This is a genomic window from Acinetobacter lwoffii (assembly GCF_024129715.1).
GTDB classification, from domain to species: Bacteria; Pseudomonadota; Gammaproteobacteria; order Pseudomonadales; family Moraxellaceae; genus Acinetobacter; species Acinetobacter lwoffii_U.
The window spans coordinates 33,446-53,322 of the sequence record NZ_JAMXXM010000010.1; the positions used below are offsets into that span (position 1 = coordinate 33,446).

The following is a 19,877-nucleotide window of genomic DNA, read 5'->3' on the forward strand; positions in this document are numbered from 1 at the left end:
GAATAAGCTTATTCAAGTTATATGAGCAATTGCTAAAAACTATATGACGAGTCAAGTTGATGTATATCGTATAGCTTTGACGGAAGTGATAGCCTAACTTCTTAAGCTTGATTAAAACTCTTATCAATATCAGTAATTTCGCTCTTTGAGTATTTTCATTGATTTTTATGCAATGCATCTTAGTGTTATTCCGCAGTTTTGCTATAGTAAGAGCAATTTTGGATCAACATCAGGACTATGTTATGTCAGCTACACCACGCATTGGGATCTTAGGTGCAGGCGGTCGTATGGGGCGTATCCTTATTCAGGCTGTGCATGAAGCAGGTTATCAATTGGCGGCTGCAGTAGAACGCCCTGAAAGTACACTATTAGGTGTTGATGCTGGCGAACTTGCCGGAATTGGCGCAACAGGTGTTAAGGTCGTGGGTAGCCTTACCGATGTAGTCAAAGACTGTGATGTCGTGATCGATTTCACTGCGCCAGCAGCGACCGTCAATCATCTTAAAATCTGCCGTGAAGCAGGGGTCGCAATCGTGATTGGTACCACCGGTATGAATGACGAGCAAAAAGCCTATTTGGAGGAATCTGCCACGGAAACTCCTGTAGTTTATGCAGCGAATTATTCAGTGGGTGTGAACGTTTCAATCAAACTGCTTGAACTGGCCTCTAAAGTATTTGGCGATACGGTTGATATCGAAGTGATTGAAGCACATCACCGTCACAAAGTAGATGCGCCATCGGGTACAGCTTTGATGTGGGGTGAGGCGATTGCGGAAACTTTGGGCCGTGACCTGAAAGAAGATGCGGTATATTGCCGTGAAGGTCATACCGGTCCGCGTGAGCGTAAGAGTATTGGTTTCCAGACCATTCGCGGTGGCGATATTGTCGGTGAACATACTGCAATGTTTATTGCTGATGGGGAACGTGTGGAAATTACTCATAAAGCGACTAACCGGATGAACTTTGCTTCTGGTGCGGTACGTGCTGCAGCTTGGGTCGTCGGTCGTGAAGCGCGTAAATATGATATGAAGGACGTGCTTGGTTTTAACGATATTCAGGTTTAAAACCGAGTTAAAATCATTTATAAAAAAATCTAAAACTAAAATAAGACGAATAAAAAATGCAAAAAATGATTTTCCTGCTCTGTGCAGTGGCGCTTGGCGCCATTGCGCAGGCCAAGCCTGTCGGGACGCCTAAACTCAGTATTCATAAAAATAATATCAAGGTCTGGACATACCAGAATGAACAAAACCCGGTCTTTCTCTATAAAGCTGAAACCACTTATACTGCACCGCTTGAAAATGCCGTGTCCTTGATTCTGAACGTCGAGCATGCAGTGCAGTGGGTTCCCTATATGGGTAGCATCAAGGTCCTGTCCCGCGATGATAAAAAAGGTGACTTTACCCTGTATATGGTGCTGGATTTTCCATTTCCCTTAAAAGACCGTGACCTGATTGTGCAGGGTAAGATGATCAAGGAAGCCAATGGTCAGATCACCATCAAGAATAAAGCCATCCAAAGTGGCTATCCTTTAAACCCGGCTTATGTGCGTTTAACCGATTATCAGGGTGACTGGACTTTTCAGAAACTGGCCAATAATAAGGTCAAGGTTTCAACCTATGGTTATGCCAATCCGGAAGGTTCCATTCCTTTGACCTTCGTAAATATGTTTGTGCAACAGCAGCCTTATCAGATGCTGCAGAAGATGAAGACCGAGCTGGCTAAGCCTTCACCTATTGCGATTTTGCCTGAAGCCCTGCAATAAAAAAGACCCAATCGCTGGGTCTTTTTAACAGCTAAAAATAGGCAGGATTTAAGCTGTAAAATCTGCTTTAAGTACAATCCGGTAACGGGCTTTGCCAGAATGCAGATGTTCAATCGCCTGGTTCAGTTGTGACATCGGGAAGACTTCAATTTGCGGAGCAATATTTTTACGTGCAGCAAATTGGAGTAACTGACGTAATGCCGCCGGCGAACCTGTCGGTGAACCGGTAACTGACTTGGCTCCACCAATCAGCATGCCAGCCGGAATCTGCATCGGCTCAAGTGGTAAACCCAGCATATGCACAGTGCCATTCGGTGCCAAAGTTGCCAGATAAGCCTGCCAGTTCAAGGTGACATTGACCGTACTCAGTAATAAATCAAACTTGCCACGCTGGGCTTTTAATGCAGCGACATCACGACTGTTCACCACATGGTCAGCGCCCATGGCTTTCAGTTCATCAGTTTTATCCAGGTTCGAGGTGAAGGCAGTAATTTCACAGCCCCAGGCTTTCAGCAGCTTGATGGCCATATGTCCTAAACCGCCAATGCCAATTACGCCCACATGATGAATGGCCTGAATCTGATGTTTCAGGATCGGATCAAAGACGGTAATCCCGCCACAGAGCAGGGGTCCGGCACTTTCAGGATCAAGATCTTCGGGTAGGGGAATGACCCATTGCCATCCGGCACGCACTTTGTCGGCAAAACCACCGGCATGTCCGACAATGGTCGCCACCTGACCGCCAGTACACAGCACTTGCTGGCCTGAAATACAAGGATCGCAATATTGGCAGCTTTCCGCTGTCCAGCCGATTCCCACTCGTTGACCAACTTTCAGGCCTTTGGCTTCTGCACCCAGATGGGTAATGGTACCGATAATCTCATGTCCTGCTACGACCGGATACACTGAAGAACCCCATTCATTATTGATCACTGAAATATCGGAATGACAGAGACCGCAGTATTCTACTTTGACTTCGACCTGATGCGGCTGCAGTTCTCCGGCATCAAACTGATAAGGCTCAAGTTCCGCACCTGCGGACATGGCTGCATAAGCTTGAATAATATTATTCGACATGATTTTCAGCTCTTATTTAAGTGCGAGGATATTGTTTTAAAATCACAATGATTTTCATGGTCATCGACCATACCAACGGCCTGCATAAAGGCATAGCAAAGGGTGGGTCCGACAAATTTAAAACCAGCCTGTTTGAGTGCTTTAGACATCTTCTGGCTCTCAATGGTTTGAGCGGGTGCTTGCCGATAATCCACAACATCATTATTCAGTCGCGGTTGCTGGGCAAAAGACCAGAGCCAATCCACCAGATTAATCCCTTGCTGTTGCAGTTTCAGCCAAGCTTGGGCATTCTCCCGAATGGCATTCAGCTTGCCGCGATGCCGTATCAGGCTAGCATCTTCAAGTTTTATTTGGAGTTGTTGATCTGTAAGTGAGGCGATAGACTCAATCGAATATTGAAAAAAATGTTCACGATAAGCTTCACGTTTTCTGAGAACGGTAATCCAGGCCAGACCGGCCTGCTGTCCTTCCAGACACAGCATTTCAAACAGGCGATTTTCATCCAGCAGAGCCTGTCCCCATTCCTGGTCATGGTAGGCGATATACAGCGGATCACCGGAGCACCAGCCACAGCGTTGCACAGTCATGTGATGCTCCTTGTTTTGATGCTTTTATAATTTAAACACAGTCCATTGATCCTGCTGATTGTCCCAATACGACAGTTCAGCCTGATCCAGATCGCTAAATTGAATCCACATATCTTTACCGGCCTTGTCAGCATAACCGGTACTGATCAGAAGCGCATCCTCGGTAATTTCCATCACCCAGCCCTGGTAAGTTTGACCATTCAATACAATTTTTTGTTGATTGCCTGATTCAGCAAATTCCACCAGACGATTGATCAACGCTTCTGACATGTAAATATCCTAAAATTAACGTAAATAGGGATAAGGGTTGACCACACCGCGGCCCTTGCCCTGTAAATAAATTCCATAATGTAAATGTGGTGCAGTATGCCGGGCATTGCCGCTGTTACCGACATAACCAATCAGCTGGCCTTTTTTGACATAGTCACCGACTTTTAAGCCGCGTTTATGGCCATCCAGATGCGCATAATAATGCCAGGAGCCGCCTGGTCCCAGAATCCAGACTACTTTACCACCCAAATTGTTGTTACATAAATCTGCAATCAGACCCTCAGTCGCGCTAAAGACTTTGGTTCCACGTGGAGCCATGATATCAATACCTTCATGTAGGCGTCCGCGACTGCGCGAAGCACCCCAGGTATCTGTTAACTCACGTGCTTGTATGCGTGCCACCGGGATTGGCAGAGAGGACGGTACTCGCATACTTTTCAGTTTTTGCACGACGATAGGATTGAGCTGTACAGCAGGGGGTTTTTTCGGTGTACTGCTACAGGCGGTTAGTAATATGGCAATTAAAGCCACCCAGGTCAAAGCAAGATATTGGCGCACGCTATTCATCCTTAAATATTGGCAATGCTCATTCTGAGCTGATCGGTTTTTTGCTTTGTCCAGACTATGTCATACATTTACCGCAGAGATCAATTTTTTCATCGCTGTTGGCAGACCGCAATCAATGGCTGTCTCTGGACGCATCCAGCAGCCTTGCAGTTCAATGGCCAGATGTTCCTGCTGATCCTGATCTACTGCAAAAACAATTGCTTCAAGTTGCCAGGTAAAATGAGTAAAACTGTGGCTAATCTGGGTCTTTTTGATGATATTTTTAAGGCCAAGTTGCTGGCATTGCTGTTCCCATTCATGTGCATTTTCAATAATTGGCAGACACCAGAGACCGCCCCAAAGACCGCTATTGGGACGTTGCTGCCAAAGCCAGTCTGTACCGGACTGGATTAGCAGGACCTGAGCAGAGCGCACCGGCACTGGTTTTTTGGCCTTTTTAAAAGGCAATTCATTTTCCAGTCCTTGCTGATGTGCCTTGCAATGCTGCTGCATTGGACAATACAGACACAAAGGCTTTTTGGGCGTACAAACTGTCGCGCCCAGATCCATAATCGCCTGGGTATAGTCATGATTGCGTTCAATAGGACAGAGCTGTTCCGCCAGTTGCCATAGAGCACGTTCATGCACCGGTTTGGACAGATCATCTTCAATGGCAAAGAAACGTGACAATACCCGTTTAACATTACCATCCATGATTACGCCATATTGACGTAAACCCAGTGACATCAGGGCGCCAGCGGTAGAACGGCCAATGCCGGGCAAGGCCATCCATTCTTCCAGGGTTTGAGGGAACTGCTGCTGTACGGTTACGATGCCGGCAGCTTTATGCAGATTGCGGGCGCGGGCATAATAGCCGAGACCTGCCCAGTAGGGTGCGACCTCATCCCATGAGGCTTGACCCAAGTCCTGAACAGTCGGAAAACGCTGGATAAATCGTTCGAAATATTGCAGTACAGTTTTGACCTGGGTTTGCTGCAACATGATTTCAGAGACCCAGACTTTATAGGGATCATCTGTCACCTGCCAGGGCAAGTCATGACGACCATGCACATCAAACCATTCCAACAGGGCATCTGAAAATACAAACATGAACACCTAGCAACCGAATAAGCAGCAGCTAGTATAGCGGAATCAGCAGGGTGGGAATGTGAAAAGTGGGATAAAAACGTAGATGTTCATCGAGCTTGATAGAACTTGGCTTTCATAAAAATAAATGCTCCGTAGAGCATTTATTTTTGATCAAGAACCCGGTTAATCGTTAATTCCCCAGCGCTCATCCAGCTTCAAGGTCTTGCCTGCATAACGCGGAATAATATGAATATGCAGATGTTCAACCTTTTCCTGAAATACTTCACCATCAATAAAGCCAACATGAAAACCGGCAGGCTGGTAACGTAATTGCAGTTCATTGCGTGCCTGTTCCAGTAAAGACATCAAACTTTTACGTTCTTTATCGGTCACTTCAAAAAACGAGGCCACATGCCGCAATGGAATAATCACACAGTGACCTTCGGACAATGAATTCGGTTCAGGCAACACCACACCATAATCATTTTTGGCAATGACATCATATTCGTCAAAATTACAGTAGGGGCAGTTGGTTTCAGCCATCATACACATTCTCCTCTGGTAGGATTTATCTTTCTTTTCTTCATGAAGTATCTGAAATATTCAGCCTGTGAACAAGCCGGATAGTTGTTTCTATTTATGCCAAATGGCGGTCTAGCAAGGCATACATTGCTGCCAGGCCTTTTTGTTCCGCTTCTGCATTGTAACCAAGATCCACCCCATTGGCTTTGGCCCGTTCATCGGCAAGCGGGTTGCTAAAGCCATGTTTGGCATTTTCAAAAACAATCACTTCATGCTCGACTTTGGCAGCATGCATTTCCTCACGGAAACTGGCGACATCATCCAGGGTCACCATGCTGTCCAGTTCACCATGTAACACCAGGATTTCCGCCTGTATCTGACCCTCCTGAGCCGGTGCTTTTGGCGACAGAATGGCATGGAAAGTGGCCACCGCTTTTAAAGATGCATTAGAACGGGCCAGATCCAGTACGACTTTGCCACCGTAGCAGAAACCAATCGCTGCAAGCTTTTCAGCATTGACTTCATCCTGTGCTGCCAAAGCATTCAAGGCTGCTGTTGCACGGTTGACGATAGTGTCAGGATCTTCAAAAGTTTGCATCATCCACTGATAAGCCTGATCAGAATTGGTTGTGACTTTTTTATCCCCATACATGTCCATGGCCAAGGCCGCATAGCCATGCTCTGCAAGTTCACGGGCGCGCTGTTCGGTATATTCATTCCGACCCCACCATTCGGGTGCGACCAGTACACCGGCAACAGGGGTATCTGTTTCTGGGGCGGCAAAATAACCAATTAATGGGCTGCCATCCTGCGCAGTATAATGAATTTCGCGAGTCTTGATTGCTGCCATGCTGACGTCCTCTATTGTTGTTGAATTGCTTGATTAAAACATAACATAGCAAAACTGATCGGAATGTGACATGAAAACCTGCGATTTAAGGATACTTAAGCCCATAAAAAAAGAGAGGCCAATATAGAACCTCTCCGATTTTAGATCTGGAAAAATAGGACTTATTATTTAATAATTTCCAGTAATTCCACATCAAAAATTAAAGTACTGTTCGGTTCAATTACATCCCCTGAACCAATCTGTCCATAGGCCAGTTCGGCCGGAATGAAGAAACGATATTTGGCACCTTCTTTCATCAGCTGTAAACCTTCGGTCCAGCCGGTAATGACTTGGGTGGTACGAAATACCACGGGCTGATTACGGGCAATCGAGCTGTCAAAAACCGTACCATCGATTAAACGGCCTTCATAATGTACACGGACATTACTATTTGCGCTCGGCGATTTACCTTTTCCTTCCTGAAGAATCTGATATTGCAAACCTGATTTGGTGGTTTTTATCCCCGGTTTTTTTGCATTTTCAGCCAGAAAAGCCTGACCAATTTTGGCATTTTCATCCGCCTGCTTTTTCAAGGTAATCAGCTCTTTGGCTTCAGCCTGACGCTTAAATTGGGTCAACACCCGCGCCATGTCTTCCTCGCTTAAAGTCGCCTGTTTCCCAGCGGCTGCCGCTTTTAAACCGGCGCTGAAGGCATCCAGATCAATGCCTTGTAAGGAGTCAGCATTACTTTTTCCCATCAGATAACCAAAGCTGTAGCCGACCTGTTCAGCCTCAGGGCTCTTATTGGTGACTTCTTTGGCAAACAGACTGCCAGAACTCAGCAGTAAAACCATCAAACTTATTTGTATTTTCATGATTAATTCTCAAAATAAAGGAGAGCGCGTTGCTCTCCTTTTCGTGGATTATTTTACTTCGATGAGTTCCACATCAAAAATCAAAGTACTGTGTGGAGGAATCGTACCTGGCACGCCCTGTTCACCATAACCGAGTTTAGATGGGATATACAGGGTTGCTTTACCGCCTTCTTTCATCAGTTGCAAACCTTCGGTCCAGCCTGGAATGACCTGATTGAGTGGGAACTCAATCGGTTCGCCACGTTCAACCGAACTGTCAAACACGGTACCATCAACTAATTTCCCTGTGTAATGTACTTTTACAATTGAAGTTGCTGCAGGCTGTTTGCCTGTACCTTCTTTGGTCACTACATATTGCAAACCAGATGCGGTAGTTTTTACCCCAGCTTTTTTGGCATTTTCAGTCAGGAAAGTATCACTTGATGCCTGAGCCTGTTTGGCACTATCGACTTGCTTCTGCTGCATTTCTTTTTGGAATTGCTCATAAGCTGCTTGTAATTCTTCTTCAGTATAAGCAGGAGCGGTACGGGCATGACCTTCGCGAACGCCTGTCACAAAGCTGTTAATATCCAGCTCAGGTGGAGTTTGATGAGCGACTTCATAACCGAGTGCATAGCTAATTTTAGAAACAGCCGAGGCATCTTTAGATGCTTTTGTGGTTTGAGCAGCTGGGTTTTGAGTTGCATAGTAAACAGGTACTAGCGCGGCACCGCCTAAAAGAACAGCGACAGCAATCGGTAAGGCCTTACTCATGTATTATTCCAATCTAATGTTATCGTTGAGGTTCATTCCATCTTAGCAGAAAATTTTGAGAAATCTTGCAGAATGGGTGGTTTTTTAGCAAGCGAACATCGCTGTTTTGTTGAAGTTTAAAGATGTAAAAAAACCAGCGATGGCTGGTTTTTTTATCTCAATGGGATCAGCTATTTTGTTCTCTGGACTTATAACTATAAATGTAATCATAACTATAGCTCCCCCCGGCTGAACGCTGAATATCATTCAGGATAAAGCCATTTACGATACTACCGGCTTGTTTAAAACGGTTTAATGTAAGCTCTAGCTCCTTCATTTGTGTTTTTGCATAGCGCGCTACAACTAAATTGAGTCCAACATATTGAGATACGATAATCGCATCCGTAACAGCCAATACAGGTGGTGTATCAATAATGATATGGTCATAGTGCGGAATCAGAGATTGTAGTAATTCCTTGAAGCGTACTGAATTAAGAAGCTCAGAAGGGTTTGCTGAACTTTCACCACAGGTGATTACATTCAAGTTCGGAACATTGGTGTTTTGTACCACCTGTTCCAATGTAATCTGCTCATTCAGGTATTCAGTTAATCCATGTTGATTATCTAGATCAAAATATTTGTGGATATGACCACGACGCAAATCTGCATCAATCACCAATACGCGTTTATTTTTTTCCGCCATGATGACTGCCAGGTTGCTGGAAACAAATGATTTCCCGACTTTTGGTGCTGGACCTGAAATCATGATGATATTGTTTTTGGCTTGGCTTAGGGCGAAATGACTCGCTGTACGTATGCTTCGCAAGCTTTCGATCGCAATATCATCGCTATGTTTAAGAGCTAATACAAAAGGAATCTTTTTCTTTTTGAGTAGTTTTAGCCCAGGTTTCTGACTCGGAGAATGGGCAATATTTGCATACACTGGAAGCTCTAGTTGATATTCTATTTGACTGCTATCTTTCACACCAGAACGCAGCATATTGCGGAATAATGCCACCAAGATTCCCACAAAAATACCGAACCAAAAGGCGAGGAACAGAATCAGTGGTGTTTTCTGTTGCACTTGGTCAATAGGTTCAAGTGCGGTATCAATGATATGTACATTGCCAATTTCACCCGCTTTGGCAACACGCAGTTGTTGGTAGGAATTCACCAGGTTGGTATACAGTTGCTGTTTGACTTCGACTTCGCGTGACAGTTGCAAATACTGGCGTTGTATCTCTGGAATATTTTTGAGTGTTGTATTCAGTTCACGAATCTTGCCATTGATCACACGAAGTTGAGCCGTAATTTCTCGCATGGCTGGATGTAGTGCTGCATATTTAGCAGCTATTTCTGCCTGTCTCTGTTCAAGTAAGACTTTTTGTGTTTCTAAGGTGACGCTCTGATTTAAATACAATTCAGATTCTTTAGCGATATCAACTGTATTATGCCGTTGACGGAACTGGTTAAAGGCAAATTCTGCATTATCAAGCTGTTTCTTTAAATCCGGTAATTGTTCATCCAGAAACGCCAGGGTCTGCGCTGTTTCTGTTGAACGTCGCGTAATATTGTGCTGGCTATAAGTCGCTAAAATCGTGTTTAGGACCTTAGTGATATGCTGTTTATCTTGACCCTGATAGCGAAGCTGCAGAACTCCACTCAGTTCGCCTTTTTCTGTCACTGAATAATTGGCAAGAATAGAATCAATCGCTGTTGGTAATGAGAGTTTTTGTACCTGATAGCTGTTATCTAGCTTATCCTGAGTAAAGATGGCAACTTTCCAATCTCCCTGTGCAGCTTTGCCTTGAACGGCCTGGTTAAGTGGCCCTTGAAAGACAATTTCCTCTGTAGCTGGATTGATCAAGCTAAAGCTCTGTGGTTGAAACTTCAGCAGGAGATTTTTATCCTGGTACGCTACGGGAACTTCAAACTGACGGATATCAAAGCTTTTTTGACCTTCTTTAAAGCGTACAATTTCGGGTTGATATTCGGTTTGGGAATTTCTGCCGTAAATGAGACGATTGATAAAAGAGTCTTCAGTGCTTGCAATATGGAGATCCAGATTTAAACGATCAATCACTGATTCAAGAATCGTGCGTGATTTTAAAACCTCAATCTCAGCATTTGATGAAGACATCTGACTAATAATACTTGACAAGCTGCCTAATAAGGCAGCTGATGCCCCTCTATTTTCTTCGACCTGAACGATTGCATCCACCTTATAGTTAATGGCTGCGGTACGCATGTATAGCAACACTGCCATCAGGCTAAGCAAACCACATAAGAGAATGAGCTTCCATTGCGAGAGCAAGGAAAAGAACACCCCTTTTAGGTCAATCATATTTTCGGTATTGTTATTTTTGTTCATAATTTTACTATCTAAAAGTTTAAAAGTGATTTTTCCAGTCGATGATATATTCTTAAATAAAATTATAAAAATAATCAAAGACTTGCTGCTTTTCTGAGAAAGAATCCTACATATTTTGGTTTTATTGTCCTTTCTTGAAATATCTAACCTGCATAAGGCCGGATATTTTAATGATGATCAGAAGAAGACAGTTCTTATTGTGTCTGTTTCATATTCAGTATTAAGCACCTAGTACTATAGCTAAATTACCTATCGTATAGCCGAATCAGCGACATATGAAAATGGAAGAATCTGGCTAACAACGCGTTCCCAACGGGTCAGACCTGTGGCATCAACATAGACAATATCATTGCTACGCATTTTGAACTGTTTCGCTAGGCCAAAATCTCCAAGATTTTTTAGACTTAAGTGATATATTTCAGTCATCTGATTGTCTGGATTTCCACGTAAGACATAAATCCGGCTAGAATTCGCGGAATAGGGGTTAATGCCTTCACTTTCCCCCAATACATCAGCGAGAGTCATACCTTGGTCACGTAGTGGTAAGGGCTTATTGGCACTGGCCTCACCCATGACATAGATCTTCTGATTTTCACGAGGACTGATATAAAGAGTGTCATTCGGTTGAATCAATAGCTTATGCAAGGAATATCCAGCCTTTTCCAGTGCAATTGTATTCAGGTCATAGGTTACACCCTGACGCACAAGTTGAATTGAAGTAGAGTCACCTTGCTCATTAATACCACCCGCCAAACCGAGCGCCGTATAAACACTTACTGGTTGGTCAGACAGGTAAAATTGTCCTGCCGATTTCACATTGCCAACTACAGAATAGCGTTGTCCTTGATATGAAATCACGCGTACCACTACATCCGGACGGTTTAAATAAGGTGTTAATAGGCGTCGTACTTCCTGATTCACTTGCGGAAGAGTTTTTCCTGCTGCTTTATAGCGTCCAATGAATGGGAAGTGGATATAACCATTTCGATCAATTTGATAGCCGTTGTTATTATCGCTGGCCGTAGGGGCTGCACTGATTTCAGGGTAAGCCCATAGTTGAAAAGATAAGATATCACCTGGATTCAAGCGATAATCCTGCACCTCGGTCTGAAATAAAGTTGCATAATGATTGAGATTATTCGTTTGAGCCGACTGTACGACAGGTAGGGTTTGCTGATTCAATTGCACCAGATTGACAGGCGTTCCTAGCTCAGTTTGATAGATGCCTTCTTTCGGTAAATTATAGGTTTGAAAGCCGGATATTGCTGCACATCCAACTAGAGATAGGCTTAAGGTAAAAATACCTAAAAGGTGTTTATGGTTCACTTGAAACCCCTTTATTTTTATATGTTCAGAATTGGTATTTATTAATAATTATTAATTTTTAATTCGATTTATGTGATTAACATCTAAAAAATATAATAGATCACATACCTTGTCTATAGCTATTTTTGACCCAATTAAATAACGCCAGGCTAAGACTTTGCAAAAAGATGGAAGAAAATAGACGTGAAAGCTTGATTGAACAAGCGGTAGAGATATAGAAAATTTTTTAACGTTATAAAGAAGATTAATTGTTTCTAATTGTTATTTTTTTTAATAGATAAGTTGAATCCTATGAAAGGAGCTATAACGATATAAATTAATCGAGAAAAGTATTTTCATATAATTTTTATCTGATCTAAAGGTTTCTTAGATTGTTGATTTTCATATAATTTAAGTATTAGTTTAATAATTTATAAAATAATTATATCTTACAAAAATTAAAATAAAACTTTGTTAATTAAAGTATTAGAATAAAAAAATAATGAATATTCGAACAATATTAGCTGAAAGGTGTGTAAAGGATTAAGATCGATATAGAGTAAAAATATTTTTAAAAACTAAAATAGATCTATAAAATGTAACTACATTTAAGTATCGGCTTTTTTTGTAAGTGGCTTGTGTAATAGAATTCATATATCTTATGAACAAATCAATAAAAATAGAGATGCTTAAAAGGCATCAATATATTAAAAATAATTAGTGAAAAGTAGAATAAAAATATTAAAGGGTATTAAAAATGGTGATGAAAATATTAGTGACTGGTGGAGCCGGTTTTATTGGATCTGCTGTCATCCGGCATCTGGTCAAGGAGACTGAGCATCAGGTCTTAAATGTTGATAAGTTAACTTATGCAGGTAACTTGGAGTCATTAGTTTCTGTATTGGATCACCCTCGTTATCAATTCGCTCAAACTGATATTTGTGATCATGTATCTTTAGCGCGATTATTTTCAGACTTTGAGCCAGATGTGGTCATGCATTTGGCGGCAGAATCTCATGTGGACCGTTCCATCGATGGTCCGGCTGAATTTATCAGTACAAATATCGTCGGTACCTATACCTTATTAGAGGTTGCACGAAAGTATTGGCAAAATTTGACTGAAATTAAAAAATCTAGATTCAAATTTCATCATATTTCAACAGATGAAGTATATGGCGACTTAGAAGACACAACTGATCTATTCACTGAAACTACCCCTTATTTACCAAGTTCGCCCTATTCGGCAAGTAAAGCCAGTTCAGATCATTTAGTTCGGGCCTGGCATAGAACCTATGGTTTGCCGGTGGTTGTCACGAACTGTTCAAATAATTATGGACCTTATCATTTTCCTGAAAAACTGATTCCTTTGATGATCTTAAATGCTTTGGAAGGCAGACCATTACCGGTCTATGGAGATGGTCAGCAGATTCGTGACTGGCTGTTTGTAGAAGATCATGCCCGCGCTTTATGTCAGGTTGCGACTCGGGGTGTAGTGGGTGAGACCTATAATATTGGTGGATGGAACGAAAAACAAAATATAGACGTGGTTAAAACTATTTGTCAGATTTTAGATGAATTAAAACCCCAACTGAACGGGCAAAGTTATGAAAGCTTAATTGCCTTTGTTAAGGATCGGCCTGGACATGATCTGCGCTATGCCATTGATGCTTCAAAAATTGAAAGGGAACTGGGGTGGAAGCCACAGGAATCATTCGAGACCGGTATCCGTAAAACTGTGCAGTGGTATCTGGACAATCTGACATGGTGTCATCGCGTTCAGGATGGTTCTTATCAGCGTGAACGTTTAGGGGAGGCAGTCTAATGGCTAGCACAACCAAGGGGATTATTTTAGCCGGTGGTTCGGGCACACGTTTGCATCCGATTACCAAAGGCATCTCGAAACAGCTACTTCCAATTTATGACAAACCAATGGTTTATTACCCATTATCCGTACTGATGTTAGCCGGTATCAGTGAAGCTCTTGTCATTAGTACGCCAGAGGATATTGAGGGGTTTAAGCGTTTATTAGGAGATGGTTCACAGTTTGGCATGGAGCTGAGTTATGCGATTCAGCCTCGTCCTGATGGTTTAGCACAAGCCTTTATCCTGGGTGAAAAATTTATTGGCCAAAGCAATGTATGTTTGGTGCTAGGCGATAATATTTTTTACGGGCAAGGTTTTACCCATATGCTACGCCAAGCTGCAGCACGGCAAAAAGGAGCAACTGTATTTGGCTATCAGGTGAAAGACCCTGAACGTTTTGGTGTTGTAGAATTTGATGAACAGCAACGTGTGATTTCAATTGAAGAAAAACCAAAAAATCCTAAATCTAACTTTGCTGTAACGGGTCTGTATTTTTATGACAATGATGTCATTCAGATTGCCAAACAAGTAAAACCCTCTGAGCGAGGTGAGTTAGAGATTACTTCAATTAACCAGGCATATCTGGAACGCGGTGATTTAAATGTTGAATTGTTGGGGCGTGGATTTGCCTGGTTAGATACGGGTACACAGGGCAGTCTACTCGAAGCAGCTCAATTTGTAGAAACTATTGAAAAACGCCAGGGTTATAAAGTGGCCTGCTTAGAAGAAATTGCATTAAATAATGGCTGGTTGAGCAGAGAGGAAGTTTTAGCGATTGGTCAAACAATGAATAAAAATGGCTATGGCCAATATCTGATTTCTTTAGTAAGGGAGTAATAATGAGTTTAGTTAAATTAATTGATTTACCTAGTTTAGGTGATGAAAGAGGTGGATTAGTTGCAATTGAATCAAATCAATCTATTCCATTTAAAGTTAAACGTCTTTATTATATTTTTAGTACATTAAATAAAGCTCGTGGTTTTCATGCCCATATTGCTTTGAAACAAATAGCTATATGTATAAAAGGTAGCTGTCGATTTATATTGGATAATGGGTGTATTAAAGATGAAATTATTTTGAATTCTCCTTTAAAAGGATTATATATAGAATCTTTAATATGGAGAGAAATTCATGATTTTTCTGAAGATTGTGTACTATTGGTGTTGGCGAATAATCATTATGATGAAAATGATTATATTCGAAATTATCAGGATTTTTTAAAAGAGGTAAATAAACCAATTATAAATTTAACAGTAAATAATTAAATCAATAATACGATAAAAGTACAAGAATGATTAATTTTCAATGTATTCGTTGTAGAATAATATTTTAAAAAATAATTAAAAATTAATAAATATAGTAGAGTTAATTTTTTATATCAATAAATCTAGAAGCAGTACATTAAATATAGGAACAACTGTTTAAAAATAAGCTCTTATTTTGGAGCTATATTCCCTAATTTTCTGATTTTTTATGAGATTGATAAGAATGATTCCTTTTCTTGACCTAAAAGCGATAAATGCTCAATATTTTGATAAACTTATCGTAGCTTGTACACAGGTAGTTGATTCTGGCTGGTATATATGTGGCAAACAGGTAGACGATTTTGAAAGACATTTTGCGCATTATTGTGGAACGCAGTATGCCATAGGGGTTGCCAATGGTTTGGATGCTCTTATTCTGACCCTGCGTGCATGGAAAGAATTGGGTAAGCTAAATGAAGGAGATGAAGTCATTGTGCCTTCAAATACTTATATTGCGAGTATTCTGGCTATTTCACAAAATAATCTAAAACCGGTGCTGGTAGAACCAGATCTTAATACTTTAAATATTAATCCTAAAAAAATTGAAGCAGCTATTACTACCAAAACAAAGGCAATTTTACCCGTTCATTTATATGGACAGCTTGCTGCAATGCCAGAAATTATGGTGATTGCCAAGAAATATAATTTACTGGTCCTAGAGGATTCAGCACAAGCACATGGTGCTGAAATAGATGGTAAAAAAGCAGGTAATTGGGGAGATGCCTCAGGCTTCAGTTTTTATCCAGGTAAAAACTTGGGGGCATTAGGAGATGGGGGCGCGATTACCACCAATGATGCCGAGTTAGCCAATATGCTGAAGGCCATACGTAATTATGGTTCGCATGAAAAATATAAAAACCTGATGCTTGGAGTAAATAGTCGTCTTGATGAGATTCAGGCGGCAATTCTGAACGTAAAACTGAAATTTTTGGACCGAGAGAACCAGCATCGCCGTCAGATTGCAGATCTCTATTTAAAAGAAATTCAAAATCCAGCCATTGATCTTCCACTCATAAATATAGACGCGGAAACTTATACCCAGCATGTTTGGCATTTGTTTGTCATCCGAACCCGACATCGGGAAGAATTACAAAAATATCTGGCAGACCATGGGGTACAGACACTGATTCATTACCCGATTCCACCGCATAAACAACAAGCTTATAAAGAGTGGAATGATTTAAGTTTACCAATTTCAGAACAAATTCATGCCGAGGTCTTGAGCTTACCGATCGGACCTACTTTATCTATGGATGAAGCAAAGCAAATTGTTCAGTTATGTAATGGTTTTCAAATATAGATGAATTTACTTACGACCAGCGTACTCAATGGTGTGGCGGTGCTGATTAAGACCCTAACCCTATTTGTACTGAATAAAATTTTGGCTGTATATCTGGGACCGACTGGATATGCCGCTTTAGGACAATTCCAAAATTTTATTCAAATGGTAACAACTTTTGCAGGTAGTGCAATTAATACTGCCGTCATTAAATATACGGCCGAGTATCATGAAGATCAAAACAAACAACGTGCAATCTGGAAAACAGCAGGCAGTCTTGTTTTTCTATTCAGCCTGATTTTTGCAATATTAATTTTAATTTTCCAAAACCAGCTATCACTTTATATATTTCATACCCTTGAATATCAAAATGTTTTCGTATGGTTCGCAGTATTTTTAATATTTTTTAATTTTAATACATTGTTTTTAGCAATATTAAATGGCAAAAAAGAGATATTAAAATTAGTCATTGCTAATATTTCAGGCAGTTTATTTGCTCTTATTATTACAAGTATTTTAGCCATAAAATTACATCTATATGGTGCCTTGATTGCATTATCCATTTATCAGTCTATTGCATTTATAGCCACGTTATTTCTGTGTTGTAGAGCGGACTGGTTTAAATTTTCGTCTCTGTTTGGAAAAATAGACTTCGAAATTACTAAAAAATTTAGTTCTTTTGTTTGGATGGCATTGGTAAGTGCGATCTGCGTGCCTTTATCGCAAATGCTGATTCGTGCCTATTTAAGCCAGGAGTTTGGCGTGGCATATGCAGGATACTGGGAAGCGATGATCCGTCTAAGTACCGTATACCTGATGCTGGTTACAACAATATTGGGGGTCTATTACTTGCCGCGCCTATCAGAGCTCAAGATGCTTGAAGAAATTAAGAAAGAAGTCTATTTAGGCTATAAGTTCCTTCTTCCAATGGCTGTGGCAGGAGGCATAATTGTTTTTGTGTTACGTGATTGGATTATCAATGTATTGTTCAGTCCCTCCTTCGCACCCATGCAAAGCCTGTTCTTTTGGCAAATGATGGGCGATGCATTAAAGATAGGGAGCTGGATACTAGGTTATTTAATGTTAAGCAAAGCCATGACCAAACTGTATATCTCTACAGAAATTATATTTACTCTGTCCCTTCTGGTTTTGACCTATGTATGTACCCAAGTTTTTGGATTTGAAGGGGTCTCGATTGCTTACCTGGTAAATTACGGGATGTATTGGATAGTCATCAGTTTATTTATATTTAAACCATTAGAATAAAAAGAGATATAATATGAAAATTGAACACCCTTTAATTTCTATCATTATACCAAGTTATAATCATGAGAGATTTGTGTGTGACAGTATCCAGAGTGTCATTGATCAGTCTTATCAGAATATTGAGTTAATTGTCATTGATGATGGATCTACAGATTCTTCCGTAGAAAAAATCCAAGAACTGATTCCGCTCTGTGAAAAACGATTTACCCGATTTGAGTTTAGACATCGATCCAATCAGGGCTTGAGTGCAACCTTGAATGAAGCATTAGCATGGACACAGGGAGAATATTTTTCTTCTCTGGCTTCAGATGATATAATCTTAAAAGATAAAATAAAAATACAATCCGAATTTTTAAACCAAAACAAAAATTGTATCGCAGTATTTGGAGGAGTGGCAGTTATTGATAATGATTCTAATCTTGTCAAAAATAGAGTTAAAAAAAGACAAAGTTATAATTTTGAAAAAATTTTATTGTTAGAACATGATTTGCCAGCTACGACCCAACTGATCCGATCTAAAGCTTTGAAAAAAATTGGCGGTTATGATGCTAAGGTAAAAATCGAAGACTGGTATATGTGGTTGCTTTTAGCACAGGAGGGAGAGTTATGTTATCTTCCGGTTATTTTTGCTAAATACAGGCTACATGATAATAATATGCATAAACAGACGTCTCTTATGCATGATTCGAGAATGATGATTTTAAATGAATACCAAAATCATATTCTATTTAATAAAGCAAAAAAAAGAGCTTTATGGATAAATGCATTTGAGTTGGGGTTGTTTTCCAAAAAGCAATCATTAGAAAAAATGCTAAGAATTTTGAGAGAATATCCATCTGAAATTTTAACATATGATTTTTTCAGGTTTTTTTACTGGTTACTTATTAAAAAAGATTTTTAATATAAATAAGTTCGATAAATATTATTGATTTTGTTAGAGAATACCATTTTAAAATATATTAAATAAGAAAATAATTAAATTAATAATATAAAATATTAATCGGTTCTTTTGCTTTTCTGTCGAGCAAAAGACAATAAAAAAGGAATGGATAATGATTATTTTAAATGAAACTAATTCAAAAAATAACATTATTTTTTTAAGTGATACTAATATAAGAGATAAGTCAATTATATATCTTATACTATTTTCATTTTTTTTATCTCAGTTTTATTTTTGGTCAAGTGGAGTTCCACAATTCAGCCATATTTTTATTATGGGTGCCATTTTATTGCTATTTAGCAAAAGCTCTAAAATAAATATTGAGTATTCAAATATAATTTTATTATTCGTTGCTTATGCAATTTGTGTAAATTTTGCTTGGTATTTAATTGTTCTAGATTCAAGTTATATGATGTCGACAGTTTACTGGATATTTAATTTGTTGTTTTTTCTATTAATGATGAATTTAAATCAAGTCCAGATAAAATTTTTCTATGAAAAATTATTATTCCTTATTCCTTTTTCCTATATTGTTGAAATTATTATCTGGGCAAGTAACTTAGGTCGTTATGATTTTGAACCTCGATACAATGGTCTTTTTAATGATCCTAACCAGATGGCATTTTGGGTACTGAGTAGCTGTGCAATTTATCTGTATATTTCAGGAAACGGTTTTAAAAAAATAACTGTCTATTTTTTAGCTTTATTCTTGATTTTATTGACCATGTCAAGATCTGCTTCAGTTGGTTTTTTAATGTTAACTCTGGGACTTATATTTAGTCAAAAAGGGGACCTGAATAAAAGAATATTTGTATTCATTGGAACATTAGCGTTTTTTGGAAGCTTAAGCTACTTTTTATATAGCTTGGGGGTTTTTGATAGCATTGCACTACGCTTTATAGAAGGGTTAGATCAAAGAGACAGTCAGGTAGAAGGACGTGGTCTTTTTAGTTTTTTAGATTATCCTCAATATTTAATTTTTGGGGCTGGACAAGGTGCTCACTGGTTATATAACCCTACCGGAAATGAAATTCATTCAACTTGGTTAGGTATCTTGTTTTATTACGGAATTATAGGAATATCCTTATTTTTAATATTTTTATACCAAATATTTAAGAAATTGTCACTTTCAAACAAGATGATACTCTTAGGGCCAATGTTATATGGGTTTACCACCTATAGTGCAAGAACGCTTATTTTTTGGTTTTTATTGGCAGCTTTTTTAATATTTTCAAATAATAATAAGGAAGAATAAAT

20 protein-coding genes are annotated in these 19,877 nt (G+C 39.9%); 9 read left to right on the plus strand and 11 right to left on the minus strand.

Annotated features, from left to right (window positions below; genetic code table 11):
- Positions 1-242: 242 nt before the first annotated feature.
- Together dapB and NI462_RS08410 are read left to right on the plus strand one after the other, a co-directional pair.
- Positions 243-1,064, plus strand: a complete 822-nt coding sequence (dapB, locus tag NI462_RS08405; RefSeq protein ID WP_253160052.1) for a 4-hydroxy-tetrahydrodipicolinate reductase — start codon at positions 243-245, stop codon at positions 1,062-1,064.
- 56 nt (positions 1,065-1,120) lie between these two features.
- Positions 1,121-1,765 (plus strand): START domain-containing protein, encoded by a 645-nt coding sequence (locus tag NI462_RS08410; RefSeq protein WP_253146563.1) that lies wholly within the window; start codon positions 1,121-1,123, stop codon positions 1,763-1,765.
- Between the two features lie 48 nt (positions 1,766-1,813).
- On the opposite strand, the gene ahr is transcribed toward NI462_RS08410, so the two are convergent.
- The 11 genes from ahr to NI462_RS08465 all read right to left on the minus strand — a co-directional run bounded on the left by ahr (position 1,814) and on the right by NI462_RS08465 (position 11,989).
- Positions 1,814-2,842: an NADPH-dependent aldehyde reductase Ahr gene (ahr, locus tag NI462_RS08415; RefSeq protein WP_253160054.1), complete on the minus strand. Its 1,029-nt coding sequence runs from the start codon at positions 2,840-2,842 to the stop codon at positions 1,814-1,816.
- A gap of 5 nt (positions 2,843-2,847) precedes the next feature.
- Positions 2,848-3,429, minus strand: a complete 582-nt coding sequence (locus tag NI462_RS08420) for a DNA-3-methyladenine glycosylase I (protein WP_253160056.1) — start codon at positions 3,427-3,429, stop codon at positions 2,848-2,850.
- Between the two features lie 24 nt (positions 3,430-3,453).
- Complete coding sequence (locus NI462_RS08425; RefSeq protein WP_004647674.1) at positions 3,454-3,699, minus strand: hypothetical protein; 246 nt, start codon at positions 3,697-3,699, stop codon at positions 3,454-3,456.
- A 15-nt stretch (positions 3,700-3,714) separates the two neighbouring features.
- Positions 3,715-4,257, minus strand: coding sequence for a M23 family metallopeptidase (locus NI462_RS08430; RefSeq protein ID WP_253160058.1), 543 nt, complete (start codon positions 4,255-4,257; stop codon positions 3,715-3,717).
- Positions 4,258-4,326: 69 nt separating this feature from the next.
- On the minus strand, positions 4,327-5,355 hold the full coding sequence (gene mutY / locus NI462_RS08435; RefSeq protein WP_290444279.1) for an A/G-specific adenine glycosylase: 1,029 nt from the start codon (positions 5,353-5,355) through the stop codon (positions 4,327-4,329).
- Between the two features lie 162 nt (positions 5,356-5,517).
- Complete coding sequence (locus NI462_RS08440) at positions 5,518-5,877, minus strand: HIT family protein (RefSeq protein ID WP_026055739.1); 360 nt, start codon at positions 5,875-5,877, stop codon at positions 5,518-5,520.
- A 94-nt stretch (positions 5,878-5,971) separates the two neighbouring features.
- Positions 5,972-6,706 (minus strand): dienelactone hydrolase family protein, encoded by a 735-nt coding sequence (locus NI462_RS08445; protein WP_253160061.1) that lies wholly within the window; start codon positions 6,704-6,706, stop codon positions 5,972-5,974.
- 164 nt (positions 6,707-6,870) lie between these two features.
- Positions 6,871-7,560 carry a BamJ family beta-barrel-assembly machinery protein gene (bamJ, locus tag NI462_RS08450; RefSeq protein WP_005108287.1) on the minus strand — a complete coding sequence of 230 codons (690 nt, stop codon included), beginning with the start codon at positions 7,558-7,560 and terminating at the stop codon, positions 6,871-6,873.
- Positions 7,561-7,608: 48 nt separating this feature from the next.
- Positions 7,609-8,313 (minus strand): BamJ family beta-barrel-assembly machinery protein, encoded by a 705-nt coding sequence (bamJ, locus tag NI462_RS08455; RefSeq protein ID WP_005245452.1) that lies wholly within the window; start codon positions 8,311-8,313, stop codon positions 7,609-7,611.
- Between the two features lie 166 nt (positions 8,314-8,479).
- The gene (locus NI462_RS08460) at positions 8,480-10,663 is read right to left on the minus strand and encodes a polysaccharide biosynthesis tyrosine autokinase (protein WP_253160063.1); all 2,184 of its coding nucleotides are present in this window, start codon (positions 10,661-10,663) and stop codon (positions 8,480-8,482) included.
- Between the two features lie 249 nt (positions 10,664-10,912).
- A complete protein-coding gene (locus tag NI462_RS08465) occupies positions 10,913-11,989 on the minus strand; it encodes a polysaccharide biosynthesis/export family protein (protein WP_253160065.1) in 1,077 nt (358 codons plus the stop codon).
- A 742-nt stretch (positions 11,990-12,731) separates the two neighbouring features.
- On the opposite strand from NI462_RS08465, the gene rfbB reads away from it, so the two are divergent.
- The 7 genes from rfbB (at position 12,732) to NI462_RS08500 (ending at position 19,875) form a co-directional block, all read left to right on the plus strand.
- A complete protein-coding gene (gene rfbB / locus NI462_RS08470) occupies positions 12,732-13,790 on the plus strand; it encodes a dTDP-glucose 4,6-dehydratase (RefSeq protein WP_253160067.1) in 1,059 nt (352 codons plus the stop codon).
- Positions 13,790-14,668 (plus strand): glucose-1-phosphate thymidylyltransferase RfbA, encoded by an 879-nt coding sequence (gene rfbA / locus NI462_RS08475; RefSeq protein ID WP_253160069.1) that lies wholly within the window; start codon positions 13,790-13,792, stop codon positions 14,666-14,668. The genes rfbB and rfbA overlap by 1 nt, the downstream gene beginning before the upstream one ends.
- Before the next feature lie 2 nt (positions 14,669-14,670).
- Positions 14,671-15,096, plus strand: a complete 426-nt coding sequence (locus NI462_RS08480) for a sugar 3,4-ketoisomerase (RefSeq protein WP_253160071.1) — start codon at positions 14,671-14,673, stop codon at positions 15,094-15,096.
- A gap of 223 nt (positions 15,097-15,319) precedes the next feature.
- Positions 15,320-16,435 carry a DegT/DnrJ/EryC1/StrS family aminotransferase gene (locus tag NI462_RS08485; RefSeq protein ID WP_253160074.1) on the plus strand — a complete coding sequence of 372 codons (1,116 nt, stop codon included), beginning with the start codon at positions 15,320-15,322 and terminating at the stop codon, positions 16,433-16,435.
- Complete coding sequence (locus NI462_RS08490; protein ID WP_253160076.1) at positions 16,436-17,680, plus strand: O-antigen translocase; 1,245 nt, start codon at positions 16,436-16,438, stop codon at positions 17,678-17,680. It begins immediately after the preceding gene.
- Between the two features lie 13 nt (positions 17,681-17,693).
- Positions 17,694-18,581: a glycosyltransferase family 2 protein gene (locus NI462_RS08495; protein WP_253160078.1), complete on the plus strand. Its 888-nt coding sequence runs from the start codon at positions 17,694-17,696 to the stop codon at positions 18,579-18,581.
- 151 nt (positions 18,582-18,732) lie between these two features.
- Positions 18,733-19,875: an O-antigen ligase family protein gene (locus NI462_RS08500; RefSeq protein WP_253160080.1), complete on the plus strand. Its 1,143-nt coding sequence runs from the start codon at positions 18,733-18,735 to the stop codon at positions 19,873-19,875.
- Positions 19,876-19,877: the final 2 nt, after the last annotated feature.